This is a genomic window from Aurantiacibacter suaedae, from assembly GCF_005434915.1.
Lineage (GTDB): Bacteria > Pseudomonadota > Alphaproteobacteria > Sphingomonadales > Sphingomonadaceae > Alteraurantiacibacter > Alteraurantiacibacter suaedae.
The window spans coordinates 98,455-124,851 of sequence record NZ_SKCG01000002.1 but is presented as its reverse complement, the minus strand read 5'-3'; the positions used below and the strand labels follow the sequence as shown (position 1 = coordinate 124,851).

The 26,397-nt window shown below is 63.4% G+C and carries 25 protein-coding genes; 14 read left to right on the top strand and 11 right to left on the bottom strand.

The annotated features are described in order from the left end of the window. Both E0473_RS06990 and E0473_RS15505 read left to right on the top strand, forming a co-directional pair. Positions 1–3,427: beta strand repeat-containing protein (locus E0473_RS06990; RefSeq protein ID WP_206663429.1), on the top strand; the 3,427-nt coding region annotated here is incomplete at its 5' end. Positions 3,428–4,155: 728 nt separating this feature from the next. After that, a complete protein-coding gene (locus tag E0473_RS15505; RefSeq protein WP_162848944.1) occupies positions 4,156–4,311 on the top strand; it encodes a hypothetical protein in 156 nt (51 codons plus the stop codon). A 47-nt stretch (positions 4,312–4,358) separates the two neighbouring features. Here E0473_RS15505 and E0473_RS06985 read toward each other — a convergent pair whose 3' ends face one another. Next, positions 4,359–5,873: an alanine/glycine:cation symporter family protein gene (locus E0473_RS06985; RefSeq protein WP_137680173.1), complete on the bottom strand. Its 1,515-nt coding sequence runs from the start codon at positions 5,871–5,873 to the stop codon at positions 4,359–4,361. Between the two features lie 276 nt (positions 5,874–6,149). Here E0473_RS06985 and secE point away from each other — a divergent pair, with 276 nt between their 5' ends. From secE to E0473_RS06970, 3 genes are all read left to right on the top strand, one after another. After that, positions 6,150–6,359 carry a preprotein translocase subunit SecE gene (gene secE, locus E0473_RS06980; protein ID WP_137680172.1) on the top strand — a complete coding sequence of 70 codons (210 nt, stop codon included), beginning with the start codon at positions 6,150–6,152 and terminating at the stop codon, positions 6,357–6,359. Positions 6,360–6,388: 29 nt separating this feature from the next. Then, positions 6,389–6,928 (top strand): transcription termination/antitermination protein NusG, encoded by a 540-nt coding sequence (gene nusG / locus E0473_RS06975; RefSeq protein ID WP_137680171.1) that lies wholly within the window; start codon positions 6,389–6,391, stop codon positions 6,926–6,928. Positions 6,929–7,077: 149 nt separating this feature from the next. Beyond that, positions 7,078–8,664 (top strand): amidohydrolase, encoded by a 1,587-nt coding sequence (locus E0473_RS06970; protein WP_137680170.1) that lies wholly within the window; start codon positions 7,078–7,080, stop codon positions 8,662–8,664. On the opposite strand, the gene E0473_RS06965 is transcribed toward E0473_RS06970, so the two are convergent. Beyond that, positions 8,661–9,368: a CPBP family intramembrane glutamic endopeptidase gene (locus tag E0473_RS06965; RefSeq protein WP_137680169.1), complete on the bottom strand. Its 708-nt coding sequence runs from the start codon at positions 9,366–9,368 to the stop codon at positions 8,661–8,663. The two genes, E0473_RS06970 and E0473_RS06965, sit on opposite strands and share 4 nt — an antisense overlap. 207 nt (positions 9,369–9,575) lie before the next feature. Here E0473_RS06965 and rplK point away from each other — a divergent pair, with 207 nt between their 5' ends. Together rplK and rplA are read left to right on the top strand one after the other, a co-directional pair. Then, positions 9,576–10,007: a 50S ribosomal protein L11 gene (rplK, locus tag E0473_RS06960; RefSeq protein WP_137680168.1), complete on the top strand. Its 432-nt coding sequence runs from the start codon at positions 9,576–9,578 to the stop codon at positions 10,005–10,007. Positions 10,008–10,011: 4 nt separating this feature from the next. Continuing rightward, on the top strand, positions 10,012–10,704 hold the full coding sequence (rplA, locus tag E0473_RS06955; RefSeq protein WP_137680167.1) for a 50S ribosomal protein L1: 693 nt from the start codon (positions 10,012–10,014) through the stop codon (positions 10,702–10,704). Positions 10,705–10,789: 85 nt separating this feature from the next. Here rplA and E0473_RS06950 read toward each other — a convergent pair whose 3' ends face one another. From E0473_RS06950 to E0473_RS06935, 4 genes are read right to left on the bottom strand one after another with little or no spacing between them, the layout of a single operon-like run. After that, positions 10,790–11,554, bottom strand: a complete 765-nt coding sequence (locus tag E0473_RS06950) for a competence/damage-inducible protein A (RefSeq protein WP_137680166.1) — start codon at positions 11,552–11,554, stop codon at positions 10,790–10,792. Further along, entirely contained in the window at positions 11,551–13,029 is a 1,479-nt protein-coding gene (locus E0473_RS06945) for a flavin-containing monooxygenase (RefSeq protein WP_137680165.1), read from the bottom strand. Before E0473_RS06945 ends, E0473_RS06950 begins: the two co-directional genes overlap by 4 nt. 21 nt (positions 13,030–13,050) lie before the next feature. Next, positions 13,051–13,980, bottom strand: coding sequence for a bifunctional methylenetetrahydrofolate dehydrogenase/methenyltetrahydrofolate cyclohydrolase FolD (folD, locus tag E0473_RS06940; protein ID WP_137680164.1), 930 nt, complete (start codon positions 13,978–13,980; stop codon positions 13,051–13,053). A 25-nt stretch (positions 13,981–14,005) separates the two neighbouring features. Further along, a complete protein-coding gene (locus tag E0473_RS06935; protein ID WP_137680163.1) occupies positions 14,006–14,878 on the bottom strand; it encodes a methylenetetrahydrofolate reductase in 873 nt (290 codons plus the stop codon). Positions 14,879–15,033: 155 nt separating this feature from the next. Here E0473_RS06935 and E0473_RS06930 point away from each other — a divergent pair, with 155 nt between their 5' ends. The 3 genes from E0473_RS06930 (at position 15,034) to E0473_RS06920 (ending at position 18,379) form a co-directional block, all read left to right on the top strand. Then, a complete protein-coding gene (locus tag E0473_RS06930; RefSeq protein ID WP_137680162.1) occupies positions 15,034–15,735 on the top strand; it encodes an alpha/beta fold hydrolase in 702 nt (233 codons plus the stop codon). Between the two features lie 33 nt (positions 15,736–15,768). Next, entirely contained in the window at positions 15,769–17,193 is a 1,425-nt protein-coding gene (gene desA / locus E0473_RS06925; RefSeq protein WP_137680161.1) for a syringate O-demethylase, read from the top strand. A gap of 97 nt (positions 17,194–17,290) precedes the next feature. After that, positions 17,291–18,379 carry a hypothetical protein gene (locus E0473_RS06920; RefSeq protein WP_137680160.1) on the top strand — a complete coding sequence of 363 codons (1,089 nt, stop codon included), beginning with the start codon at positions 17,291–17,293 and terminating at the stop codon, positions 18,377–18,379. On the opposite strand, the gene E0473_RS06915 is transcribed toward E0473_RS06920, so the two are convergent. From E0473_RS06915 to E0473_RS06905, 3 genes are all read right to left on the bottom strand, one after another. Continuing rightward, entirely contained in the window at positions 18,376–19,149 is a 774-nt protein-coding gene (locus E0473_RS06915; RefSeq protein WP_137680159.1) for an IclR family transcriptional regulator, read from the bottom strand. The genes E0473_RS06920 and E0473_RS06915 overlap by 4 nt on opposite strands. Before the next feature lie 2 nt (positions 19,150–19,151). Beyond that, positions 19,152–20,279, bottom strand: a complete 1,128-nt coding sequence (locus E0473_RS06910; protein WP_137680158.1) for a cobalamin-independent methionine synthase II family protein — start codon at positions 20,277–20,279, stop codon at positions 19,152–19,154. Positions 20,280–20,414: 135 nt separating this feature from the next. Then, positions 20,415–20,807 carry a nuclear transport factor 2 family protein gene (locus E0473_RS06905; protein WP_137680157.1) on the bottom strand — a complete coding sequence of 131 codons (393 nt, stop codon included), beginning with the start codon at positions 20,805–20,807 and terminating at the stop codon, positions 20,415–20,417. A 63-nt stretch (positions 20,808–20,870) separates the two neighbouring features. On the opposite strand from E0473_RS06905, the gene E0473_RS06900 reads away from it, so the two are divergent. Genes E0473_RS06900 through E0473_RS06885 form a run of 4 tightly spaced genes read left to right on the top strand, consistent with a single transcriptional unit; the run spans position 20,871 to position 24,215 of the window. Beyond that, positions 20,871–22,520: a GMC family oxidoreductase gene (locus E0473_RS06900; protein WP_137680156.1), complete on the top strand. Its 1,650-nt coding sequence runs from the start codon at positions 20,871–20,873 to the stop codon at positions 22,518–22,520. Beyond that, a complete protein-coding gene (locus E0473_RS06895) occupies positions 22,517–22,906 on the top strand; it encodes a nuclear transport factor 2 family protein (protein ID WP_137680155.1) in 390 nt (129 codons plus the stop codon). The genes E0473_RS06900 and E0473_RS06895 overlap by 4 nt, the downstream gene beginning before the upstream one ends. A 25-nt stretch (positions 22,907–22,931) precedes the next feature. Continuing rightward, complete coding sequence (locus tag E0473_RS06890; protein WP_137680154.1) at positions 22,932–23,681, top strand: SDR family oxidoreductase; 750 nt, start codon at positions 22,932–22,934, stop codon at positions 23,679–23,681. Between the two features lie 3 nt (positions 23,682–23,684). After that, the gene (locus E0473_RS06885) at positions 23,685–24,215 is read left to right on the top strand and encodes a DUF3237 domain-containing protein (protein WP_137680153.1); all 531 of its coding nucleotides are present in this window, start codon (positions 23,685–23,687) and stop codon (positions 24,213–24,215) included. 24 nt (positions 24,216–24,239) lie between these two features. Here the strand turns inward: E0473_RS06885 and E0473_RS06880 are convergent, their stop codons facing one another. Both E0473_RS06880 and E0473_RS06875 read right to left on the bottom strand, forming a co-directional pair. Beyond that, positions 24,240–24,710: a hypothetical protein gene (locus tag E0473_RS06880; protein WP_194146757.1), complete on the bottom strand. Its 471-nt coding sequence runs from the start codon at positions 24,708–24,710 to the stop codon at positions 24,240–24,242. A 96-nt stretch (positions 24,711–24,806) separates the two neighbouring features. Continuing rightward, entirely contained in the window at positions 24,807–26,291 is a 1,485-nt protein-coding gene (locus E0473_RS06875; protein WP_137680152.1) for a lignostilbene-alpha,beta-dioxygenase NOV2, read from the bottom strand. Between the last annotated feature and the right edge of the window lie 106 nt (positions 26,292–26,397).

The window sequence follows — 26,397 nt, the reverse complement described above, 5'->3', positions numbered from 1 at the left end:
CTATTACAATCCGACCGACTATGCGAACCCGACCGACTTTAGCGGCAATGTCACGAACGGAACGCTCACCTCGTGGATGCTGGTGAACACCCTGCAGGACCTGCAGGACATGAACACCAACCGTGCCGGCACCTATGCCCTCTCGAAGGACATCGACGCCAGCGATACGGCGAACTGGAACAGCGGCGCGGGCTTCGTGCCGATTGGTGACGATGTTGGGTACTTCACCGGCAAGTTCGATGGTCAGGGCCATGTCATCTCCAGCCTGATGATTGATCGTCCCTCTCAGAATTACATCGGCCTGTTCGGCTATACCGACGGCGCGACCATCTCCCATGTCGGCATGGAAGGCGGTTCGATATCTGGATCGGAATATGTCGGCGGGTTGATCGGCATTGCCTCTCGTTCAACGCTCAGCAATGCCTATGCGACCGGCGCGGTCTCTGGAAAGTTCTATGTCGGCGGGCTGGTCGGGCGTGCCTACGAAGGAACGCTCAGCAATGTCTATGCGACCGGCGCGGTCTCTGGACAAAGCGTTGTCGGCGGGCTGGTCGGGTATGCCTTCGGTGGAACAACGATCAGCAATGTCTACGCGACCGGCGTGGTCTCTGGAGAATACGATGTCGGCGGGCTGGTCGGGTCTGCCGAAGACGCAATGATCAGCAATGCCTATGCGACCGGCGCGGTCTCTGGTGAAACCACTGGCGGCGGGCTGGTCGGGTTTGCCAGCAGAGGAACAACGATCAGCAACGCCTATGCCACCGGCGCGGTCTCTGGAAAGTTCTATGTCGGCGGGCTGGTCGGGGCTGCCGAAGCCGCAATGATCAGCAATGCCTATGCGACCGGCGCGGTCTCCGGACAAAGCGATGTCGGCGGGCTGGTCGGGTCTGCCTTCAACGGAACGCTCAGCAACAGCTACTGGGACAGCTATTCGGCAGGGCAGGCCAATGCTATAGGGACTAACGTCGGCGCCACTGTTACCAATGTCTTGGCCGTCACCAGCGACCCCTCGCAATCGGGTGCCGCAAATTACGCGTTTACGCAAAGCGCCTATGCCAATTTCGATTTCACCACTGACTGGTTCATGATCGATGGTTCCACCCGGCCCTTCGGGCGCTGGGAATATGCCACCGAAATCACCAATTCGCACCAGTTGCAGCTGATGGCGATGGACCTTGCCGCCAGCTACACGCTCGGCACGGATATCGACCTGACGGAAACCGGCGCAGTTACCGAAGGCAATGCCGCAAGCTATGCCGGGATGTGGGGCAGCGCGGGCTGGTCGCCGGTTGGTGACTCTTCAGTCAGGTTCACCGGCACATTCGATGGGCAGGGCCATGTTATCTCCGGCCTTACCATCGTTCGTCCGAGTAAGAGTTACATCGGCCTATTCGGCTATGCGCAAGGCGCGACCATCTCCAGTGTCGGCATGGAAGGCGGTGAAATCTCTGGACAAAGCGGTGTCGGCGGGCTGGTCGGGTATGCCTTCCTTGGAACGCTCAGCAACGTCTATGCGACCGGCGCGGTCTCTGGAGAACGCTCTGTCGGCGGGCTGATCGGGTATGACGACAACACAACGATCAGCAATGCCTATGCGACCGGCGCGGTCTCTGCACGAGACGTTGTCGGCGGGCTGGTCGGGTTTGTCCAATTCGCAACGATCAGCAATGCCTATGCCACCGGCGCGGTCTCTGGACAAGGCGTTGTCGGCGGGCTGATCGGGTATGCCAGCGGTGGAACGATCAGCAATGCCTATGCGACCGGCGCGGTCTCTAGTCGAGATGCCTATGTCGGCGGGCTGATCGGCGTTACTGAATTTGGAACGGTCAGCAACAGCTATTGGGATAGCTATGGCACGGGGCAGAGCGAGGGTATCGGCTATACCTTCGGTGCTACTGCCATCGACAATGTCTCGGCCGTCACCAGCGATCCTGCGCAGTCGGCGGCGAGCAACTACGCTTTCAATGCCAGCGCCTGGAGCAACTTCGCCACCGGCGGGGTGAGCGACATCGATACAGTCGGCGGACAGGACAAGGTCTGGCGGATCTACGAAGGCCATACCACGCCGCTGTTGAAAGCCTTCATGACGAGGCTGGAGGGCACCGTCTCGGAAAAGACCGTCACCTATAACGGAGCCGAGCAGAGCTTCACGCCCACCTTCGCTTCGACGGATAGCTATGATGAAAGCCTGATCCTGGGCCTTTCGGGTGGCGTGAAAGGCACCAATGTCGGCACCTATTCACTCTATTCGACCCAGCGCGGCTATGATCTGGTGCTTACCGGATCGGGTGCGCTTGTCATAAAGCCTGCCGCTGTGACCGTGACCTACACCGCCAATGCGGCCAGCAGCATCTATGGCGATGCGATTTCGGGCGTGACCGGCACCGCCACGGCAAGCGGTTTGCAAGGCAGCGATACGCTGGCTGGCGTCACCACCGGGACGGCCGCTTTTGTCACCAAGGCAGGCCAGACCGACAATGTGGGCAGCTACGCGATCAATGGCTCGGGCCTTTCGGCGCATAGCGGCAATTACACCTTCACCTTCGTGCAGGCCGATGCCAACGCCAAGGCGCTGAGCATCACCCCGCGCGCGCTGACCGTGACCATGAAAGCCACTTCTCGCACCAGCATCTATGGCGATGCGATTGCGGGCCTTTCTGGCGGCGTATCGGTCACAGGTCTGGTCAACGGCGATGAACTTGGCGGCACGGGCAGCTGGACCACCACCGCCAATGCTAAAAGCGATGTCGGCACATATGCCATCAACGGTAGTATTATTGGCGCCAACGCCAACTACGATATCACCTTCGTGCAGGCTGAGAGCAACGCCAAGGCGCTGACGATCACCCCGCGCGCGCTGACTGTGATCTACACTGCCAATGGCACCCGGATGACGGTGGGCGGCGCTGTGCCGGCGCTTGATGGCACGGTGTCGGGCGAGGGTCTCGTCAATGGCGATACGCTCAGCGGCACGGCCAGCTGGGCCACTCCGGCGGACAGCAACAGCGAGGTGGGCAGCTATGCGATCACCGGATCGGGTGTGGGCGCAAGCGACAACTACACGGTGACCGAGCAGCAGGCACAGGGCAACGCCACGGCCCTGACCGTGGTCAACGCGGGGAACCCGACGCCTGAGCCGGGGCCGAACCCCGAGCCCACTCCGGAGCCCGGCCCGAACCCCGAGCCCACTCCGGAGCCCGGCCCGAACCCTGAGCCTACTCCGGAGCCCGAACCCGAGCCCGAACCGACCCCTGCCCCGATTATTTCCGGCCCCACGCCCGAAATTACCGCAGGCACGCTTTATGGCAATCTGGAGACGGGCGAAGGCTCGCTCCTCGGCTCGGGCAGCTTCGGCGAGAACACGCAGTTCGGTGGCCAGTCCGGGTTCGAATCGATCGAAAGCTTCTGCGAAGACGGCAGCTGCTGATCGCATCGCCCTAGTTCGACGCCTCTCATGGCGTCACAAGCAGAGCCGTATCGGGATAGCCCCCGGTACGGCTCTGCCGTTTGCGGCTTGGGCGAGGAAGACAGGCCTGAGCGCTTCCTCGGTTTTCCTCTTCATTGGGCCGATCGCCGCGGGTGCGCGAAGGTCTGCACCGGCGCTTCCGCGATTGGGAGAAAGGCACCCTCGTTCTGCTCTACTTCGCGCCCTGTGCCACCCGTGCGACAGCCCTTCCGCTCGGCGTTAACCTCATGCCAGCAGCGTCTCTGGCGCTTGTGCTGCTGGTTTGGACGCGCCTAAGGAAAATCACCTAGGCAAAACTGCGAGGACACCCGGCATTCCCACGGGAACGAGTCGCGCCGCACAAACGTTTGGGTAGCCAGTCGTTACGTGCGACGGACCATCAGGTGAAGGGGGTATCATGTTTAGTTTTCTGCGCCGCCACAGCCGCATCCAACCGCTTGATGATGCCTCTATGAGCCAGCCGATATATCGCCATATCTCGCATGGCCCGATTCTGCCCATGCAGCAGCCCGGCCTGTTCGAGCGGCTCTTTTCCCGGAGATAACCTGCGTATTGCCACGCAGGGCAGATGAACGGCGGGCAACCGCCACCTCCAGCAACAATTCAGATAGCCTGCGGTAAACCGTTCTTCACAAGCGGCGGATCGAAATGCTCGTTGCCGCATTGTCGATGCTGAAGGAGCGAGTTTTATGGCTAACCGTATCTACACCAGCAGCCGTCCCGACGTCTGGACGAGCCCGCGTCCTCATCGCGACGCCAGCCTGCGCTATGCTGCGCATGGCCCGATCCGCTCGATGTATGAGCCGACCCTGTTCGAACGTCTGCTGCGTCACCTGCGCTTCTGATCAATCGATCCGGCCCCGCGTGCGCTGGCGAGGCCGGATGATTGCACTCAGTATTCGTCGGGTTCTTCCGCGGTGACGGCGGTATGATCCTTGCCCGCCTTGCGGTTGCCCCGCGCGAGCTGGAACACCACACCGGAAAGCAGCGCCAGCGCCAGCAGGTTGGGCAGCGCCATGGCGGCGTTGGAGATATCGCCCATGCGCCAGACCTCTTCCGAGGGGCGACTCGCGCCGAAGAAGATGCCGATGCACCAGATCACCCGCCAGCCAATGTGCAGCGCCTTCTCGCCCTTGCGGTTGGAGCCGGGCACCCGGTCATAAAGGAAGGTGATCGCCCGCTCACCATAGTACGACCAGGTGAGGAGGGTGGTGAAAACGAACAGGATCAGCGCCACCGAAGCGATCAGCGTGCCGATCGGAACGCTACCGATGGCGAAAGGGAAGGCCGCGGCGAAGGCCGAGCTGGTCACGGCAAAGCCCGACAGGTCCGATTGCCAGGCATGTTGCACCGCTTGCCCCGCATGGGTGAAATTGCCCTCTACGGTAAGGATGACCAGCGCCGTCATGGTGCAGATGATCACCGTATCGATGAAGGTGCCGAGCATGGCCATGCGGCCCTGCGTCTCGGGATCGTCGGTTTGCGCCACGGCGTGGGCGATCGGGGTTGAGCCCTGGCCCGCCTCGTTCGAGAACAGCCCGCGCGCGACACCGGCGCGCAGCGCGATGATGATCGCCGCACCGACGAAGCCGCCGGTCGCCGCCTGCGGATTGAAGGCGCCGTGGAAGATGCGGCCGAAGGTTTCGGGGATGTCCTGAATATCGAGCATGATCGCGACGAAGGCCATCACCACATAGGCTGCGGCCATGAAGGGCACGACCTTTTCCGCCACGTTGCCGATAGACTTGATGCCGCCGATGATGACGAGGAACACCGCTACGGCCACGATGGCGCCGCCGATGGCTTCGCCGATCCCGAACAGCTCGTTAAGCCCGTCGGCCACGGCGTTCGATTGCACCGCGTTGCCCGTCACCATGGCGGAGAACAGCGTGCCGATACAGAAGATAATTGCCAGCCAGGTGAATTTGGGGCCGAGGCCGATCATGATGTAGCTCATCGGGCCGCCACGATAGACCCCGTCGCTGGTGCGCTCGCGAAAGCGAATCGCCAGCGCACCTTCCGCAAAGGCGAGGGCCATGCCGATCAATGCGGTGATCCACATCCAGAAGATCGCTCCCGGTCCGCCAAGGGCAATGGCGGTGGCCACGCCTGCCAGGTTGCCGGTGCCGACCTGGCCGGAAAGCGCGGTGGAAAGCGCGGCGAAGGGGCTGATCTCGCCCGCGCCCTGGCCCTTGCGGCTCTTGAACAGGCCGGCAAAGGCGCTGCCCAGCTTGACCACGGGATAGAAGCGCAGGCCAACCATGATCCACAGGCCGACGCCGAACAGAACGATGACCATCGGCGGGAAGGGCAGCACCTCCTCGCCATTCCACAAACCGGCCCAGATGAAATCGGATACGTTGGTAACATGATCAAGGAACGTCGGTTCCTGTGGCGAAATCATCATATATTTGGCCCCATGTATTAATTTTTGAACCCGAACGCTAACAACTGGCTGCCATGCTGGCCAGACCTAATCTGCCATCGCGCCGGACTTCGCCGGAATCCTGCGTACGGCGCGTGATTGTGCGGCCAAAGCTTGCGTTTGTAACCTATCCGTCTTACATGCTCACCCGCTTTCCGACATCGGAATTTTTTGTTGCCCCTCCCGGACTTGTCCGGGGCGGCGATGATCCCTACCCGGAAGCGACGATATTTTTTGCAGGCGATGAGCAGGCGAGCAATGGCTGACGATACGAAGAAGAAGACCTCTCCCGGACAGTTCTTCAATCAGGTGAAGGCGGAGACCAACAAGGTGGTCTGGCCGAGCCGCGAGGAAACGGTGCGGACCGCGATCTTCGTGTTCATCATGATGGCGATCCTGTCGCTGTTCTTCCTCGGCGTTGATTCGCTGTTCGGCGCCGCGGTGCGCTGGCTGCTCACGCTGATCTGACCTGCCTCACCGAGACGAAAGAGACTGACATGGCTGCCCGCTGGTACATCATCCACGCTTATTCCGGTTTCGAGAACAAGGTGCGCGATTCGATCCTCTCCGAGGCCGAACGGCTGGGCCTTTCCGAAGGCGTGGAAGAAGTCGAAGTGCCGACCGAGACCGTGACCGAGATCAAGCGCGGCAAGAAGGTTCAGACCGAGCGCAAGTTCATGCCCGGCTACGTGCTGGCCAAGCTCAACATGACCGACGACGTCTATCACCTCGTGAAGAACACTCCGAAGGTGACCGGCTTCCTCGGCAACAACAACAAGCCGCAGGCGATCTCCGAGAAGGAGGCCGCGCGTTACTTCGGCGGGGTGGAAGAGGCCAAGGCCGCGCCCAAGCAGGAAGTCAACATCGATTACGAGATCGGCGATCAGGTCAAGGTCAACGCCGGCCCCTTCGCCAGCTTCAACGGCATTGTGGAAGAGCTCGATTTCGAGAAGGCCAAGGTCAAGGTTTCGGTCTCGATCTTCGGCCGCGCGACCCCGGTGGAACTGGGCTTCGACGAGGTCGAACTGGTCAAGTAAGCCAGCGGCGGTTTTTTGCCTCAAGGCGCCGCGCAGCGTAACATTGCTGCGCTACGCCGGCTGAGAGAGCATAAGATTCTCCGACAATTGCTTCGCGCTTACCCTATGCTGCCGGTATCATTCCGATCAGCCAGCAAAGGTGCGCGCCCATGTCTGCCACGAACCCTCTTCTTGTCGCTGCTCTCGCGGTAGGCGCTCTGGCTGTGCCGTTCCCGGCGCAGGCCGAGGCCAGCCCCGAACTCAAGGCCGAGGTGATCGCTGCCGTAGAGGCGCAGCGCAAAGATATTCAGGTGATGGTCGACACGGTCTTCGCCTTTGCGGAGCCCGGCTTCCAGGAGGTCCGCACCAGCGAGTATCTGAGCGGCATTCTGGAACAAAACGGCTTTACCATCGAGCGCGGTGTGGCGGGCATTCCCACCGCCTTCACCGCTAGCTGGAGCCACGGCAGCGGCGGCCCCAAGATCGCGCTCGGCAGCGATATCGACGGCCTGCTGGGGCTGTCGCAGATGCCGGGCGTGCCCGAGATCACACCGATCATCGAGGGCGCGCCGGGCCATGGCGAGGGGCACAACAGCGGCATGCCGCTGATGATCGCCGCCGCGCTCGCTGCCAAAAAGGTGATGGAAGCACACGATATCGACGGCACACTGATGTTGTGGCCGGGTGTCGCCGAAGAGCTGCTGGCGACCAAGGCCTACTATGTGCGGGCAGGCATGTTCGACGGGGTCGACGCCTCGATCTTCGCGCACGTCTCCAATGCGCTGACCACCGGTTATGGCAACCTTGGCCTTAATGGCATGATCTCGGTCGAATATACTTTTCATGGCAAGCCCGCGCACGCCGCCGGAATGCCATGGGACGGCCGCAGCGCACTCGATGCGGTGACGGCGATGGATGTCTTGTGGAACATGCGCCGCGAGCATCTGCAGACGACGCAGCGCTCGCACTCGATCGTCACCAACGGCGGCAACCAGCCGAACATCGTCCCCGAGACGGCCTCGGCCTGGTACTTCTTCCGCGACAACACCTTCGCCAATGTGCGCACGCTTTATGAGACCGGCAACACCATTGCCGATGCCGCGGCGCTGGGCACGGGCACCACGGTTACGCGCCGGGTGCGCGGGTACGCTGCGCCCAACTTCGGCAACAAGCCGCTGGCCGAGGCTGCCTATGCCAACATGGAGGCGGTGGGCATGCCTGCATGGACCGAGGGCGACCAGACGTTTGCCCGCCGCGTGCAGGAAGCGAACGAACTGCGAGTCGCGCCGCTTGCTGCCGAAGTCGGCCCGCTCTCTTCGCCTGAACTGCGCGGCGGCGCGAACTTCGGCGCGTCTGACGATATCGGTGACGTAATGTGGACCGTGCCGACGATCACCATTGGCTACCCCGCGAACATTCCCAACGTGATCTACCACCATCAGACCGCCGCCATGGCCATGGCGACCCCGATTGCGCACAAAGGCGTGGAGGTCGGGGCGAAGGCTGCCGCGATGACTGTGCTCGATATCGCCACCACCCCGGAGCTGGTCACCGATGCCTGGACCTATTTCAACGAGGTGCAGGCCGCCGAAGATACCTATGATCCGTTGCTGGCGGCGGAAGACATGCCGACCATCGAAATGAACAAGAAGCTGATGGACGAGCTGCGCCCTGAGATGAAGCCTTACTATTACGATCCCTCGCGGTTCGATTCGTATCTCGATCAGCTCGGCGTCGATTATACGGCTGGCGACTAAGGCCCGATCAAGCCCGTCTCCTGCGCATAGCCTAGGCTGAGCATCACGGTGTCGACGGCGGCATGGCCGATCGCGCCCGCCCAGATCGCGCCGCCTGCCACGTGCCGGATCAGGCCGAACCACAGCCCGATGAGGCCGGTAATCACCACGCCCGCTGCGCCCTGATAGGCGTGGGCGAGCCCGAACACCGCCGCCTGCACCACCAGCACCGCCATCGGCGAGCGGGCCAAGGCGGGCAGGCGGGCAAGGCGGTCGATCAGGAAGCCGCGCCACAGCACCTCTTCGCCGAACCCCGCGCCGAGCCATGCGACGAGAACGATCCACATGGCGAGGTGTGCGGGGCTTTGGGTGGCGAGCGCGATGGTCTCGCCCACGGCGGGGGAGGGCAGGCCGACCAGCCGGAGGGCCGCGCCGTCGACCGAAAAGATCGCAAAGGTCCCGCCTGCCGCAAGCGCCGCCAGCGCCAGCGTGCGTGGCCAGCTCGCTACTTGTATGAGACCGAGCGCCGTTGCGAAGGTACCCGGGCGGCGGAGAATCAGCCATGCCGCACCGACGCCGCCGAGCATTCCCGCTGGGCTTGAGAGCGCCAGTCCGGCGGAAGTCTGCCCGAGCGCCAGCACCGGAACAGTGGAAGCCGCGACATAGGCGAGCGCCACCAGCACGATGTGGAGCAGAAGGCGCAGGGGTGAGGGGCGGGTGGTCATGGCCAGAGCCTTAGGCCGCGCGAGGTTAGGCCTGCGTTAAAGACCATGGCGCTTGCATTCCCCGACAATTTCGGTATGTGCGCGCGATCCCGAAAGGGTGCTTCGCGCGGGAGGTGGCCCAGCCACCGTTTGACCGCTTACCATGAGTCCTTGGATCCGCTCATCCTGAGCTTGTCGAAGGACGACAGTGAGAAAAAGGAGGCCACCATGGCCAAGAAGATCGAAGGTTACATCAACCTTCAGGTGCCCGCCGGCGCTGCCAACCCCTCGCCGCCGATCGGCCCGGCGCTGGGTCAGCGCGGTGTCAACATCATGGAATTCTGCAAGGCGTTCAACGCCGCGACCGACAGCCTTGAAAAGGGCATGCCGATCCCGACGAAGATCACCGTCTATGCCGACCGTTCCTTCACCTTCATCACCAAGACCCCGCCCGCCAGCTTCCTGCTGAAGAAGGCCGCGAACCTGAAGTCGGGTTCGAAGGAGCCGGGCAAGGCTGTCGCCGGCAAGGTGACCGTCTCGCAGGTCAAGGAAATCGCCGAGACCAAGATGAAGGATCTCAACGCGAACGACATCGATCAGGCCATGAAGATCATCGCGGGCTCGGCCCGTTCGATGGGCCTCGAAGTGGTGGAGGGCTAAGCACATGGCCAAGCAGACCAAGAAGCAGCAGACCGTCGCCACGCTCGACGCTGAGAAGCTCTACACCGTTTCCGAAGCGCTTTCCGTGCTGCGTGAACACAAGGGCAAGTTCGACGAAACCGTCGAAGTCGCCATGAACCTTGGCGTCGATCCGCGCCACGCCGACCAGATGGTCCGCGGCATGATTTCGCTGCCCTCGGGCACCGGCAAGACCGCCAAGGTCGCCGTGTTCGCGCGCGGTGACAATGCCGAGAAGGCGCTGGCCGCCGGTGCCGACAAGGTTGGCGCCGAAGACCTGATGGAAGACATGCAGAACGGCAACCTCGACTATGACCGCGTGATCGCCACGCCGGACATGATGGGCGTTGTCGGCCGTCTCGGTAAGGTGCTGGGCCCCAAGGGCCTGATGCCGAACCCGAAGCTCGGCACCGTGACTCCGAACGTGGAGCAGGCCGTGAAGGACGCCAAGGGCGGCCAGGTCGAGTTCCGCGTTGAAAAGCAGGGCATCATCCATTCGGGCATCGGCAAGCTCTCGTTTGATGACGATGCGCTGAAAGCCAACTTCGAGGCGCTGACTCAGGCGGTCGTGAAGGCCAAACCGTCGGGCGCGAAGGGCAAGTATGTGCGCAAGGTCTCGCTGACCAGCACCATGGGCCCGGGCCTGAAGGTCGACCTCGCCGAGATCGAGGGCGCCTAAGCCTGGCTATTATCGTCTCGCTATTGAGCGAGGTGACAGCAAAGGGCCGGCGGTGCGTACCGCCGGCCCTTTTGTTATGCGCAGTTTAGATGCCGCCAATGGAGCAAGGGTAACCCGCCGCTTCGAGCGCCTGGGTCAGCTCCTGCGACGCCGCGCGCAGAACCTCTGCGTCGGTCGAGCGGATCACGAAATTCGCGCCCGTTCGCCCCTCGCGGAAGAATGGATAGCTGCCGATCTGGATCGCCTCGTGCGCCTTTTCGATGCGGCGCAGGATCTCGGCCACCTCACTCTCGGCGACCCAGCTGCCCAGCGTCTCGCTCAAGAGCACCTTTCCGCCTTCGAGCGTACCGGTGAGCGCATCGAGCATCTGCGCGGTGATCGTGGGCACGCCGGCCATGATATGGACATTGCCCCACTTGATACCCGGCGCGGCCGACATCCGGTTGGGAATGAGGCTAGCCCCCTCGGGCACGCGCGCCATGCGCAGCCGCGCCTCGGTGAGACCGCCGGGCTTATCGGCGTAATAGTCTTCGAGGATTGCGCGCGCTTCGGGATGGACGACCACCGGCACGCCCAGCGCCTGCGCCACCGCGTCGACCGTGATGTCGTCATGGGTGGGGCCGATCCCGCCGGTGGTGAACAGATAGTCGTAGCTTGCGCGCAGCGCATTCACTGCGGCCACGATTGCGTCCATATTGTCCGACACCACCCGCGCTTCGGTCAGGCGAATGCCCTGCACCTGCAACCAGCTGGCAATCTGGGCGATGTTCTTGTCGTGGGTGCGGCCGGAGAGGATCTCGTCGCCGATCACCAGCAGGCCGGCGGTCCAGATACGGTCTTGGCTGCTCACAGGTGAGGCTCCTTGGATTGGGCAGGGTTGGTGAAGCGCAGAATGCCGTCCGATACCGGGCGGCTGCGGAAGTCGCGCGCATCTTCATAGTAGTCGTGGTTCAGCCGCCAAGGCAATTCGGCGGCGTTTTTGGGCATTTGCGATCTGGCGCGCTGGAGATAGCCCGAGGTGTAGTCGAACGGCGCGACCGCCGCGGGCTCGTCTTCTGGCAGCAATTCTGGCGTGGCGACGCTGGTCCCGGTCCGGTGCATATGGGCGACGGCCTCGGCGGCAAAGCGCGCATTGTTGTCGGCGCGCAGGGTCCAGCTGGCGTTGAGATAGCCGAACACCACCGAGAGGTTGGGCACGTTCGAAAACATCGTGCCGCGATAGAAATAGGTCTGCGTAAAGTCGACCGGCTTGCCGCCCATCGACACCGCCACCTTGCCCGCCAGCACAAGTCTGAGGCCCGTCGCCGTCACCACGATATCCGCCGGAACGTAGGCTCCGGACGTGAGCATCACACCGCCCGCGTCGAACCCGGAGACGGTGTCGGTGACAAGTTCGGCCTTGCCGCTTTTCACCGCCGCGAACAGGTCGCCATCGGGGACGAGGCAGAGCCGTTGCTGCCATGGATCATAGGGCGGCTCGAAGTGCCTTGGATCGTAGGCCGGGCCAAGCTGCTGCTTAAGCATCGTGCGCAGCATATTCGCCAGCTTGCTGGGATCGCGCCGCGACAGGCGGAAGAAGTAAGTCCGCAGCGCGATGTTCTTCTGCCGGGTGAGCCAGTAGGCCCAGCGCTCGGGCAGAAATCGCTCGAACAGCTTGCCGATCCGGTCGCGGCGCGGGCCTGCCGCCATCCACGTCGGGGTGCGCTGGAGCATGATTACATGGTCGGCGGTCTCGGCCATGGCGGGCACCAGCGTCACTGCCGTCGCGCCTGAGCCGATCACCACCACCCGTTTGCCTGCATAGTCGAGATCGTCGGGCCAGAACTGCGGGTGAACCACCGTGCCGCCGAACTGTGCACGGCCCGGCAGCTCGGCATCGTGGGGGTTGTCGTAGTCGTAGTAACCGCTCGCGAAGTAGAGCCAGCGGCAGGTGACGACCTGCGTCCTGCCATCGCTCAACAGAGCGGTGACGCGCCACAGCGCCTTGGCCGCATCCCAGTCGGCGGCGATCACTTCGCGGTCGAAATAGATGTTCTCGACGATCCCGCGCTCTTCAGCCACCTGTTCGAGGTAGGCAAGGATGGCGGGGCCGTCGGCGATGGCGTTCTCGTCACGCCACGGCGCGAATGAGAAGCCGAGCGTGTGCATGTCGCTATCCGAGCGCACGCCCGGATAGCGAAACAGATCCCAGGTGCCGCCGATGGCCTGCCGCCGCTCGAACACGGCATAGCTTGCTTCGGGGCAGATCATGCCCAGATGCGCGGCCATCGAAATGCCCGAAATCCCGGCTCCGACAATCAGGACGTCGAAATCGGGTTCGGTCATTCAGCACCTTTCGCGGGGCAGTTAGCTCTTGGAAGAGTGCATAGAGCGATCGGGCGCATCGGCATAGTCGCTCTCGCCGTTGTCGCTTCCTTCAGCCACGCGCTCGGCCGCCTGCACGGTGTTCGCGAGCAGGCAGGCAATCGTCATCGGGCCGACGCCGCCGGGCACGGGCGTGATCGCCTTGGCGTGCTGGCATTCGTCGAAGGCCACGTCGCCCACCAGCTTCTCCTTGCCGGTGGTCTCGTCCATGATGCGGGTGATGCCGACGTCGATGATAACCGCGCCGTCCTTCACCCAGCTCCCCTTGACCAGCTCCGGCGCACCGGCAGCGGCGACGATGATGTCGGCCTTCTTGGCGATGGCGGGCAGGTTGTGGGTGTAGATGTGGGTGACGGTGACGGTGCACTCGGCATCGAGCAGCAGGTTCGCCACCGGCTTGCCGACGATGTTCGACTTGCCGATCACCACCGCGTCCTTGCCTTTGAGATCGTCGATTACGCTCTCAAGCAGGATCATAACGCCCAGCGGTGTGCAGGGTACGATGCCGCCGGTGCCGGTGCTGAGGCGCCCGACATTGACCGGGTGGAACCCGTCGACATCCTTGTCCGGGTTGATCGAGCGGAGAACGAGGCGCGTGTCGATATGCTCGGGCAGGGGCACCTGGCACAGGATGCCGTGCACGGTGTCGTCGTGGTTCAGCTGGTCGATCAGCTTGAGCAGATCTTCCTGGCTGGTGTCGGCGGGCAGGCGGTGCTCACTCGAGGTGATGCCCACCTTTTCGCACGCCTTGATCTTTCTGCGGACATAGACCTGGCTCGCGCCGTCCTCGCCCACCAGGATCACGGTCAGGCCTGGGCGCGGGTGCCCGGCTGCCACCAGCGCATCGACGCGCGCCTTGGTCTTTTCGTCCAGGTCGCGCGCCACCGCGCGGCCATCGATGATATCGGCCATGTTGGTTCCTTCGCTTGTGCGCAGCTTAGCTGTGCTTGGCGTCGTAGTCGTTGATCCACTCGGCCGATGCCTTGAGCGCGCCGAACGGATAGAAATGCAGGCGCACCCGGCCGTGGCGCTCGGTCAGCTTCTCTTCGAGATTGCCGACCAGCTTATCCGGCCCGGCGCTGCCGATCAGGTTGGTGATGCTGATGCCATACTTCTTCATGACCGAAGCCGAGGCACCCACGCCGCAGCGCTTGGCAAAGCCGAGCAGGCGCTTGATCCCGGCCGGGCCGGGCACGCCGAGGCGCACCGGAACGTCGATGCCGCGGTCGCGCATTTCACCGATCCACTCGACAATTGCATCGTCATCGAAGGCGAACTGGGTGACGACCAGCGGGGTCATGCCATGGGCGCGAACGGCGTCGAGCTTCTTCTGCATCCACACCCACAGCTCTTCGGCGGAGTTGTTGGGGTGTCCTTCGGGGTGGCCGCCCACGCCAACGATGGTGATGCCGTGCTTTTCGAGCAGGCCCGATTCGATGATCTGCAGCGAGTTCTCGTAAGGGCCTTCAGCCTCGGGCGGATCGCCCGCAATGATGAAGACGCGCTTCACGCCTGCCTTCTGGGTGATCTCGCCAAGATACCAGTCAAGCTGCTCCTCGCTTTCGATGCGGCGGGCCGAGAGGTGGACGATCGGCTCGAACCCGAGCTCGCGCACCAGCACGGCGGCCTCGACGCGCTGCGACAGCTCTTCACCGGGCAAGAAGGTGACGGCGACCTGCGTGTTGGGGCGGATCAGCGGGGCCGCTTCCTTCAGGCCTTCGATTTCCTTCGCGGTCATCTCCAGCGAATAGCCATCGACCATGTTCGAGGCGGGTTTTTCCCAGTTGGGGTGAATGGCGGCGTAGGACATCGCTTGTCTCTCCTCTCGGGCCACAGAATCGTGCGCTCGCGCCACGCTGTAGGCCAATTGATCTCTCGATAGAAAGCCCCTAGCGGCGTGGTGGTTATTCGTATAGATGAAATTTTCAAGAACGCGAAGAGAGAGGCAATTTCGGTCTTCCTACCATGCTGATTTTCCTGCCAGGCCTGATCTGTGATGCGAGCATCTATGCGCCGCAAACTGCTGCTTTTGCTGATTCGCACGCGGTCGATTCTTACGGCATGGCCGACAGCCTTAAAGAGATGGCCCGAGTCGCTTTGGCCGATGCCGACCGGCTGGGGGCCAAGCAGTTTGACCTGTTCGGCCATTCGATGGGCGGCCGCGTCGCGCTTGAGCTTTACCGGATGGCGCCTGAACGCGTGCGCCGCCTCGCGCTGGTCAGCACGGGCATCCATCCCTTGAAGGAAGGCGAACCGGCCAAGCGCGACGCTTTGAAGCAGGTCGGCTACGATCACGGTTTCGAAGCATTGGTCGACCAGTGGCTCCCACCGATGGTGGCTGAAGCCAACCGCGCCAAGCCCGAGCTTTACGATCCGATGCGCGCCATGTCGCTCGCTATGGGGCAGGACATTTTCGATGCGCAGATCAATGCGCTCGTTACCCGGCCCGAGGTCGACAGCGTGCTTGCCTCGATCACCTGCCCGACGCTGGTGATGACCGGCGAGCTCGACGCCTGGGCGCCGCCCGCGCAGCACGAGCAGATCGCCGCATCTATCGCCAATTCGCAACTCGTTGTCGTGCCGGGGGCTGGACACATGATCCAGCTCGAAGCCCCGGAAGCGGTCAACGAAGCCATAACCCGCTGGCTTGCAACGCCGGCAACCTGATCAACCCGCAACCCTCGAGGAGAGGACAGTAGTATGAGTGAGAACCTTCAGCAGAAGCTGGATTCGAAGGGCGATGTCGTCGAATTCCTGCGCAACCAGCAGCTTGGCCCTAACCCCTATCCGGGCGTTCCCGCCGAATATTCGAACTGGCGCAACGAGCAGCGCGCATGGGCCAAGACCGCCGTGCTGTTCAACCAGAGCTACCACATGGTCGAACTGTACGTGCGCGGCCCGGAAGCCAAGGCGCTGCTCGAGTACACCGCGATCAACTCGTTCAAGAACTTCGCCGTTAACAAGGCCAAGCAGTACGTGCCCGTCACGCCTGAAGGCTATGTGATCGGCGACGTGATCCTGTTCTACCTCGACGAGGAAGAATTCTCGCTGGTCGGCCGCGCGCCTGCCATCGAATGGGTCGAGTTCCACGCCCAGTATCCCAAGCCCGACGGCAGCAAGTGGGACGTGACCGTGGAGCGTGACGAGCGCACCGCGATGCGCAGCGATGGCGTTCGCAAGAACTATCGCTTCCAGCTCCAGGGCCCGAACGCGATGAAGATCCTGTCGCAGGCCATGGGCAAGGACGCGCCTGACCTCAAGTTCTTCAACATGGCCCACATCGATATTGGCGGCAAAGACGTGATCGCGCTGCGTCACGGCATGGCCGGCCAGCCGGGCTACGAACTGTTCGGCCCTTGGGCTGACTACGAAGCCGTGCACTCGGCGCTGGTCGAAGCTGGCAAGAACGACGGCCTGACGCTGGTCGGCGGCCGTGCCTATTCGTCGAACACGCTTGAATCGGGCTGGCTGCCTTCGCCGCTGCCCGCGTTCTTCACCGGCGACAGCCAGATGATGAAGGACTTCCGTGCTTGGGCGGGGGCCGATAGCTATGCCGGCAAGTGCTCGATCGGCGGCAGCTACGTTCCTGACAGCATCGAGGGCTACTACCTCACGCCGTGGGACATCGGCTATGGCCACATCGTCAAGTTCGACCACGACTTCGTGGGCCGCGAGGCACTCGAAAAGATGGCTGGCGAGAAGCACAAGCAGAAGGTCACGCTGGCGCTCGACGACGAAGACATGCTGCGCGTGCTCTCCTCGCTTTATGCCGAGGGCGACCGGGCCAAGTACTTCGAATTCCCGAGCGCGGTCTATGCCATGCACCCGTTCGACGAAGTGAAGAACGCCGACGGCAAGGTCATCGGTGTTTCGACCTGGGTCGGCTACTCGTCGAACGAAGGCAAGATGCTCACCCTCGCCATGATCGACCCCGATGAGGTCGAGATGGGCAAGGAAGTGAAGCTGGTGTGGGGCGAGCCGAACGGCGGCACCACCAAGCCGACCGTCGAGCCGCACGTGCAGACCGAGATCAAGGCCGTCATCTCGCCGGTGCCTTACTCGAACGTCGCCCGCACGGCCTATGCCGACAGCTGGCGCGCCGCAGGCGTTGGCGCCAACAGCTAAGGCCTTACGGCACTAGCCAAATTGAAAGGGCGTCCCGTGTGAGCGGGGCGCCCTTTTCATTTGCCAATGGGGGGCGTTGCTTGGCAGGAGAAGCCCCATGCTGAATCGTCTAGCGCTCGCCTTTGCCGCCCTGTTGCTGCTGCCCGCTGCGGCCTCTGCCGAGACACTGGACGGCAGCTGGGCGTTGAGGATCAACGACACGACGATCTTCCGCTTCGACCTGCAACAGACGGGCGAGGGTGAATGGAGCGGCGTCTGGGCTCGCCCGCGCAGCTATCGCAACAACGGTGTGATCTTCTCGAATCTCGAAGGGCAGGCCGAGGTGACGTCGCGCAGCGCAAGCATTCAGGGCGATGCCTTGCGGCTGACGTTCAACGACCCGCGCCCGCGCTCCTTGCCCGAAGTATTGCGTTTCCGCATCACCGGCGAGAGGAGGGCGGAACTGACCTATGTCGATACCGGCTTCGCACCGCTTCCGCTTGTGCGCGTGGCGCCGACCACCGAAGTCGGCCCGTTCGACAAGAGCCGACTTTACGACCGCGACAATGCCCAGACCATGCCGACGCGGTTGGCAGTGCCCGAGCGCGGAGTAGCTGCTCCCGCGCCAGCGTCGACGGCGCAGTCGCCACAGGAGTTGCCAGCGCTTGCTACGCCTGCAGCAGCAGCTCGTTCGCAACCGGTGCAAGAATTGCCTGCAAGTGCCACGCCAGCGCCCCGCATTCCGCAAGCAGTGCAGGAGCAACTGCCGCCGGTTGCAACGTCCGAGCGGCCCGGGCCTCGTCAGCAGCTTCCTACGCCTGCAATGCCAACGCGCCGGGTGGCGGCTCAACCAGCAAGCGTTGCTCCGACACCTGCGTCCAGCGAGCCGGGATCCGGCGGTTGGCAGCCTGACCCCTCCGTCAGCGCGGCGATTGCAGCGCGTGCCGCGGCGCTGGACCGCTCAGCAGCACCAGCAGTCGCAGAGCCACGAACGGAGTCGGAACGTCCCGCCGCCGCCCCTGCTACACCGCCGCCTGCGCCGAGCGCACCGCAGACAGGTGCATGGCAGCCCGATCCTACGGTCAGAGCCGCAATCGCGGAGCGCGCGGCTGCGCTGAATGGATCAGCCGAACCATCTGAAGGGCCGGACACGGAATCCGCCAAACCCGACAGCCGTCTCGGCGCGGATTTCCTCGAAGGATTCTAGCTCGCTTCGAGCAGGCTCGCCGTGCGTTCAAGCTGGTCGCACACGCGTTCGGCCATGTCCTTGTCGAAACGTACCTTCGGCACAGCCACCGACAAGGAACCCACTGGCTCCCCGTCGATCGTGATCAGCCGGGCGATGCCCTCGATCCCTTGCGAGTATTCCTGATCGGTGGTGGCGAAGCCGGTCTTGCGCGCGTCTTCGAGTTGCCCGCGCAGTTCGGCCTCGTCGATCACGGTTCTGGGAGTGAACTTTTCGCGCTCGGCCTCGGCGAAATAGCGATCGAGTTCCTCGGGCGAGAGCGCCGCCAGCATCACCTTGCCCGCCGCCAGCGCATGCATCGGCAGACGGCGCCCCTGCGGCACCGAATAGCGCAGCGCCTGCTCCGAACTTTCGGTGACGATGGCCTCGATTTCCCAGTCGTAGCGCACGAAGAAGCTGGTGGTCTCGTTCAGCTGCACCCTCAGCGAGCGCACCAGCGGCGCGGCCCGGTCGGCCAGCGAGAACCCGCCGCCCGACGATTGCAGCCGCGCCAGCCCCGGTCCCGCCAGATAGCGCCGCCCCTCGCGGATCAGGTAGTTCCGCTCAACCAGCGTTGCGAGCAGGTACGACAGGCTCGATACCGGAATGCCCAGAGCCGTCGCGATCTCCTGCGCCACCAGCGGCCGGTTGTGCGCGACGACATATTCGATGATGTCGAGCGTGCGCGTGGCCGACTTTACCTGGCTGTTCTGCGCCGGGTTGGTCGAGCTAGGGGGCGACGGCTCGTTCACGATCAGCCTATCCGCTTCTCGGCAAGGTCAGCCCCGGCGCGCAGGGCCGCAAGCTTGGCCCAGGCGACCTTCGGGTCGATCTTCCCGTATCCGGCGAAGGTGCCGAAGCCGCAGTCGGTGCTGGCGATCACCCGGTCCTTGCCGACGATATCGGCAAACCGCATGATCCGCTGCGCTATCAGCTCGGGCGTCTCGACATAGTTCGAACAGGTGTCGACCAGGCCGGGCGCAAGCACCTTCTCCTCCGGAAGATCAGCCTTTGCCCAGACTTCCCATTCGTGCTCGTGGCGCGGGTTGGCGGCCTCGAACAGGATCGTGGCGGGGCGGGCCGAAAGCACTATGTCCATGATCTTTTCGAGCGGGATATCGTGCGTGTGCGGGCCTTCGTAGTTGCCCCAGCACACGTGCATGCGCATCTTCTCGGGCGCGATATTGGCGGTGGCGGTGTTAAGCGCCTCTACGTTGGCGGTGATCGCCTTCAGGAATTCGGCCTCGCTCATGTCCTGATAGCCGGTGTGGCGGCTCATCGCGAGGTCGGGGCAGTCGAGCTGGAGCTGGAAGCCCGCATCGACGATCGCCTCGTATTCGGGCTGCATCGCAGTGGCGAGGTCGGCCAGATAGGCCTCGTGGCTGGGATAGAACTGGTTGGGCTGGAAGGCGGTGATGAGCCCCGGCGAGGCCGAGTTCATGAAGGCCTCCGCGCCGTCACCGGCAGCATCGAGCGCCGCGCGGAAGCGGCGGATGTCGTCGTGCAGCGGCTGGAGGTTTACCAGTTCGACCTTGTCGACGGCGCTGGCACGGGTGAATTCCTGCGCGCCCATGATGGCGCTCAATTTCTTGGTCAGCTCGGGCACTTCGGCCAGATCCATCGCAGGCTTGCGCGGCGTGTGGCCGCCGAAGCCGGAAAGCCGTTCGATAATATAGGTCGAATAGCCGACCTTGCCGATTTCGCCATCGGACACCACCGAGACCCCGGCGGCAACCTGCTGGCGCACCGCCTCGGTCACGGCGGCGAGCACCAGCCGGTCGAATTCCTCGGCATCGTAAGGTTCGCCCTTGTCGCGGGCGAGCAGCAGGGGGACGAGTTCTGGGCCGCGCGGAAGGCTGCCGACATGAGAGGTTTTGATCATGCGCGATCTATTTCATATATGCGAAAAACCCGCAAGTATGAAAGAGCGCCTAGGTCGTTATCTCAGACAGCTTTTTGGCCAATGGCTCGGGGGCGGCTGGTGGGCAATAGCCAATCCGCCCCCTCAGCCCGAGAATCACACTAGCGCACAGCCCACGCTGGCGATCTTGCCGCCTTCGAGGTGGTAATGGATGTACTGCCGCATCTCCTGCACCTCGCCCGCCTTGACCGGGAAGAATTGCTCCATCCCGTTGGCGTCGAGGTCTTCGCGCGTGAGGTCGCGGAAGCATTCGATGCGGATCAGGCCTTCCACTGCGGCCAGCTCGTCGCTGCTGGCGAACTTCTCGATTTCGACCGTTTCGCGCACATAGGAATGCAGGAAGCTGTAGAATTGGCGCAGCTGCTCGCGGGTGGTGATCTCGATCCCGAAGAAGGCCATCTTCGGCGTATCGGTGTAGAAATCGAACACCGAATCGTAGTCGCGGGTGTTGAAGGCTTCGACGTATCGTTGGTAATCTTCGCGTGTCATTCGCTCTCCCCTTCTTGCGCCCAATCGTAACGAGCGTTAGCAAGTGAAGGCAAGGAGAGAGTGATGCAGGAAGCGGATACCGACTATATCGTCGTCGGCGGCGGCAGCGCGGGCTGCGTGATTGCAGCGCGGCTGAGCGAAGACCCGAAGACCAATGTCATGCTGCTGGAGGCGGGCGGCGATGACGGCCACCCGTTCATCCAGATGCCGCTGGGCTTCCTGCGCGCGATGATCATGCCCAGCCTCAACTGGACCTATATGACCGAGCCCGAGCCGGGCCTCGACGCGCGGCAGATGCCCTTGCCGCGCGGGCGGGTGATGGGCGGATCGGGTTCGATCAACGGCATGTTCGCGATGCGCGGCCATCCGGCGGACTATGACCAGTGGGCGCAAATGGGCGCGCGCGGATGGTCCTATGCCGATTGCCTGCCCTACTTCCGCAAGATGGAGAACTCCTGGCGCGGCGAGGGCGATTATCACGGCGTCGATGGCCCGGTGACGATCCGCCCGATCGATTCGCCGCACGTGCTGCACGAGGTGATGATGGAGACCGCGGAGAACGCGGGCTTTGCAACCACCGAGGATCTCAGCGGTGCAACCCCCGAGGGCTTTGCCCGCGGCGAGCAGTCAGTCGATGCGCGCGGACGGCGCGTGTCAGGGGCGAGCGCCTATATCAAACCTGCGCTCGGACGGCAGAACCTTGACGTGCGCACCGGCGTGCAGGTGCGCCGCGTGGTGTTCGAGGGCAAGCGCGCGGTGGGCGTGGAGGTCCAGGTGGGTGAGGGTACCAAGGTGCTGCGCGCGCGGCGCGAGGTGATCTTGTGCGGCGGCACCTACAATTCGCCGCATCTGTTGATGCTTTCAGGGATCGGCCCCGCCGAACACCTGCGCGAACATGGCATCACCGTGCTGCACGACAGTTCCGGAGTGGGCCGCAATCTGCAGGAGCATCCGACCACCAGCCTCGAATGGGCGGCCAAGCAGAAAGTCACTTTCCTGCGCCAACTGCGCTGGGACCGGCTTGCCCTCAATGCGGTGAAGTGGGCGCTGACAGGCACGGGCACCATGGCGAGCCAGCTTAATAGCTGCAACGTGGTGGTGCGCACCGACGACCGCCTCGAACGGCCCGACATGCAGATCATGGTCAACCCGATCCGCTTCGATGCGCAAGCCTGGTTCCCACTTCTGAAGCCCGAGCAGGAGCACGTGTTCTGGGCAGGGGTGGTCCAGCTTCATCCAGAAAGCCGTGGCTGGGTGGAACTGAAAAGTGCTGACCCGATGGAAAGCGCCGCCGTCACGCTCAACATCATGACCGAAGAGGCGGACCTTGCACAGATGCGCCGCGCGATCCGCGCCACGCGCCGGATTTATAACTCGGAGCCGATGGCGCAGCTGGTGGGGGCAGAACGTGCGCCCTCGGCGGGGGCCGAAACCGATGATGAGCTGAACGCGCTGATCCGCGCCACCTGCTATGTCGCGATGCACCCGACCAGCACCTGCGCGATGGGCATGGGCGAACGCAGCGTGGTCGATGCCGATTGCCGCGTACTGGGCGTGGAGGGGCTGCGGGTGGTGGATTGCTCGGTCATGCCCACGGTGCCCGGCGGCAACACCAACATCCCGGTGATGATGCTGGCCGAAAAGGCCGCCGATCACATCAAGGGCAGCGTGCTGGCTGCGGCCGATGTGCCCGCTCGGGCCGAAGCGGCATGAGCCGCACGCCGCAAGAGGAAGCCAACCTCGCGCTGGTGATGGGCATGTTCGAGCATGTGCTGGGGCCGATGGATTCTGCCCGCGTCGATGAGTTCGTCGCGGCGGAATACGTCCAGCACAGCCAGCTTGCCCCGCCGGGGCGCGATGCGCTGAAGGCCTTTCTCGATATGATCCGTGAACAAACGCCCGAGGCGGTCCACGATGTAAAGCGTGCCTTCGTCGATGGCGACCATGTGACCGTGCACTATCACGTGCGGCGCTGGCCGGGTGATCTCGGCTGGGCGGTGATCGACATCTTCCGCGTGGAAGACGGCAAGATCGCCGAACACTGGGACGTGTTGCAGGACGTGACCGAAGGCGGCCCCAATCCGAACGGGCCGTTCTGACAGAATAATGAGCGGGGAGAGAGTGATGAGGTTCAAAGATAAGGTCGTTCTGGTTCTCGGCGGCAACTCGGGCATGGGCCTCGCCTCGGCGCAGGCCTTTGCGGCGGAAGGTGCCAAGATCCACCTGACCGGCCGCAACCAGCAGACCATCGACGAGACCGTCGCTTCGATCCCCGGCAGCAGTGGCTATGCCGCCGACATCGCCGACCCTGCCGCCACCGAGCAAGTGGTGCAGCAGATCGAAAAGGCCGACGGCCGCATCGACGTGCTCTATATCAATGCAGGCGTCGGCGGTTTCGCGCCGCTCGAGAGTATCACCGAAGACGCCTGGGATTTCGTCCATTCGATCAACCTGCGCGGCTGCGCGTTTGCCTTGCAGAAGGCGGTGCGGATCATGGGCGAGGGCGGAGCGGTGGTCGTCACCGGCTCGATCGGCGCGCATGGTGCGGTGGAAAGCAACGGCACCTATGCGGCAGCCAAGGCGGGCCTGGCCATGGCGATGAAGGTGTTCGCGAAGGAACTTCTGCCGCGCAAGATCCGCCTCAACATGGTTTCGCCCGGCCCGATCGATACGCCGCTGCTGCACCGCAACCCCGGTATGGGGCCGGAAGATGTGGAGCGCCTGCGCGACATGATGATCGCCAACATCCCGATGCACCGGATGGGCACCAGCGAGGAAGTGGCCAAGGCCGTGCTGTTCCTCGCCAGCGACGACGCAAGTTTTATCACCGGCGCCGACCTCTTGGTCGACGGCGGCCTCATCGAACTGGGATAAGCCATGACCACCTTCTCCGACACCACCCCCTTCACCGCACCTTTCAGCGAGCTGGACAACCCCCGGCTCGAATTCGTGATGGAGGTGCGGCTCACCTTCCCCGAAGTCTACACCATGGCCCCGCACCCCAATGGCGGGACGCGCAGCGCGGTGCTGGTCAAAGGCGGCACCTTCGAAGGGCCCAACATCAAGGGCCGCGCGATTCCCGGATCGGGCGGCGACTATGCCTATTTCCGCCCCGATGACGTCGCCGTGTTCGATGCACGTTATCTGCTGGAGGAGGACGACGGCACGATCATCCTGCTTAACAATAAGGGCTTCCTGTGGGGCCGCCAGCCCGACACGATGCAGCGCCTGCGTGACTGGGCCTTCAACGACGGCGAGCCGGTGTCGCACCCCGAATATTACCTGCGCGGCAACCCCACGTTCGAATGCCCGGTGGGCAAGCACGACTGGCTGACCAAGCACGTCTTCATCGGCGTGGGGGAGCGCAAAGCGGACGGCAACTGCCTGCGCTACTATGCGCTGACCTGAGACTACTTGGGTTTTCGGCTCCAATCAGTCCTGAATCCCGGCCCGGCTGGAAAAGTCGGGCCTGCCGTTCCACACAAACAGCGGCCAGTAATAGCGTCGCCACGGCCACAGCAGGATCGCGTTGAACAGCAGCGTCAGCGCGCCGAAGGTATATTCCACCATCCCCACCTCGAGCACGAAGTTCCAGTAGAGAATGACGAAGTTGATAGGCACGATGGCCGCTGCGGCGAGCGGCATCACGCGGTTGATGAGAATCAAGAGGCCGAACACGATCTCGGCCACCTTGATCCAGGCCATCAGCCCCGAGGCGATCAGCGCCAGCGTGAAGTCGATCGCCGCCTGCTCCTGCCCTAGCGGCTGCCAAGCGGGATTGATGAACGGCATCACGCCGAAATAGACCCACCAGCCGCCGAAGATGATGCGGCTGAGGTGGTAAATCCATTTCATCGTCGGACCGGGCAATTCGTCGGGCAGGGTGGCGGGATCGGTCGTCATCGTATCGGCGTTCCAGTTTCGGCGGGCTCGCCGTGATGGTGCGAGCCCTGTCGGAACATCACATAGGCTGCATTGCGCCGCTACGGGAAGAGCGGCTTAGCCCACCTTCGCCGCGTCGAGCTTGTCGCGGCTGACCCAGGTGCCGTGGACTTGGCTGCGCAGCGCGAGCCCGGTTTTCACCTTGGCCACCGGGCCTTTCTCGACCGCATCGGCCTCGATCACCCAGACTTCGCTGGAATAGTCGGCAGGGTTGCCGCCCGGAGGGCCGTTGGGAAGGTCGATCACAGCGAGCAGCCAGCCGCCGTGGCCTTCCTCGCTCGACGGCACGTGCGCCGGCTCGCTGACGGCGCAGCCCGGAGGCACTTCCATCATCGACACGCGGCCATTGCCGACCTCGATCCGCAGCAGCGCGTTGAAGTTCGCGCCCACGGGGCCGCCGAGCATGGGCGGGCCTTTCGCCTCGGGGTTCATGCTCAGGTACCAAGCGTGGTTATAGGGGCGGCCCTGATCCTTGTCGGCCAGGCGGCACAGGTCGCCCGGAGGGCCGAGCGGGCGCTCGCTGAGTTCGGGCGTGTCCTTGCTCATGTCGAGCGTCCAGCGGGTGAGCGCCCCCTGCACGTCCTGCTGGTCGCGCTGGATGCCGCCCGCTTCGCGCATGAAGCTGAATGCATTGGTGTCGCTCAGGCACAGGTCGATGTGGACCAGATCGCCATCGTCGTAGGCATTGACCTCGTGAAAGCACGAGACGCCGACCGGGCCTTCGATCCAGACCATTTCGGATACGTCGCCGTAGCGCGGCATGATGCCGATGTAGCTCGGCTTCGACTGATCGTGCGCCCAGTGCGCGCCGCCCTCCTTGAGCCGGTCGAGATCGGTCAGTGTGGGGAAGACCGGGAAAATGGCGTATTTCTCGGTGATTACGAAGTCGTGGATGGTCGAGAGATAGGGCTGCTCGAACCACTGCTCTTTCACCAGGTTGCCGTCCTTGTCGGCGATGCAATAGGCCACGTTCGGGTCGCACAACCCGCCCGCTTCATAACCGAAGAAGAACATCTCGCCCGTTTCCGGGTCGATCCGCGGGTGCGCTGTGAAGGTCTGGCTGCGCAGCTTGCCCTCGTAGTCCCACCGGCCCACGGTCTCCAAAGTGTGCGGGTTGACCTCGTAGCCGCGCCCGTCCTCCTTGGTCATGAACAGGCGGCCGCCGTGCCACACGGGGGTGGTGTTGGCCACTGTGCGGTCGGCGCCCTCGACGCTGGGGTCGTCGGTGAACGGGTTGCGGTAGCGCCCGAACAGCGCGCGGCGCGCCTTCTTCTCCAGCTTGTAACGCTCGGTCTCGACATAGCGGATATCGAAGTCGACCGCTCCGCCCTCGAAGTTGAACCGCGCGATCATGCCATCGTGATTAAGTGCAATGTCGTCGTCGAACATCGGGACATGGGCGTTGTCGGGCACGGCGCGGAAGAAGGCGCCTTCGATCTCGGCGGGGATTTCACCCTCCACCACGAGATCGCGGAGCGACATTTCCACCCGGCGCGGGGTGTTGGTGCCCATGAAATGGATAGTTTGCGGATAGCTCGCCACGTCGTTACTCCCAAAACTGTCGTGCTGATTCTTGGCGGCAACGCTAACGACTGTTACGGTCGAGGGAAAGGGCCCTCTGTCAGGTGCTGGCAGGGAAAATAACTGT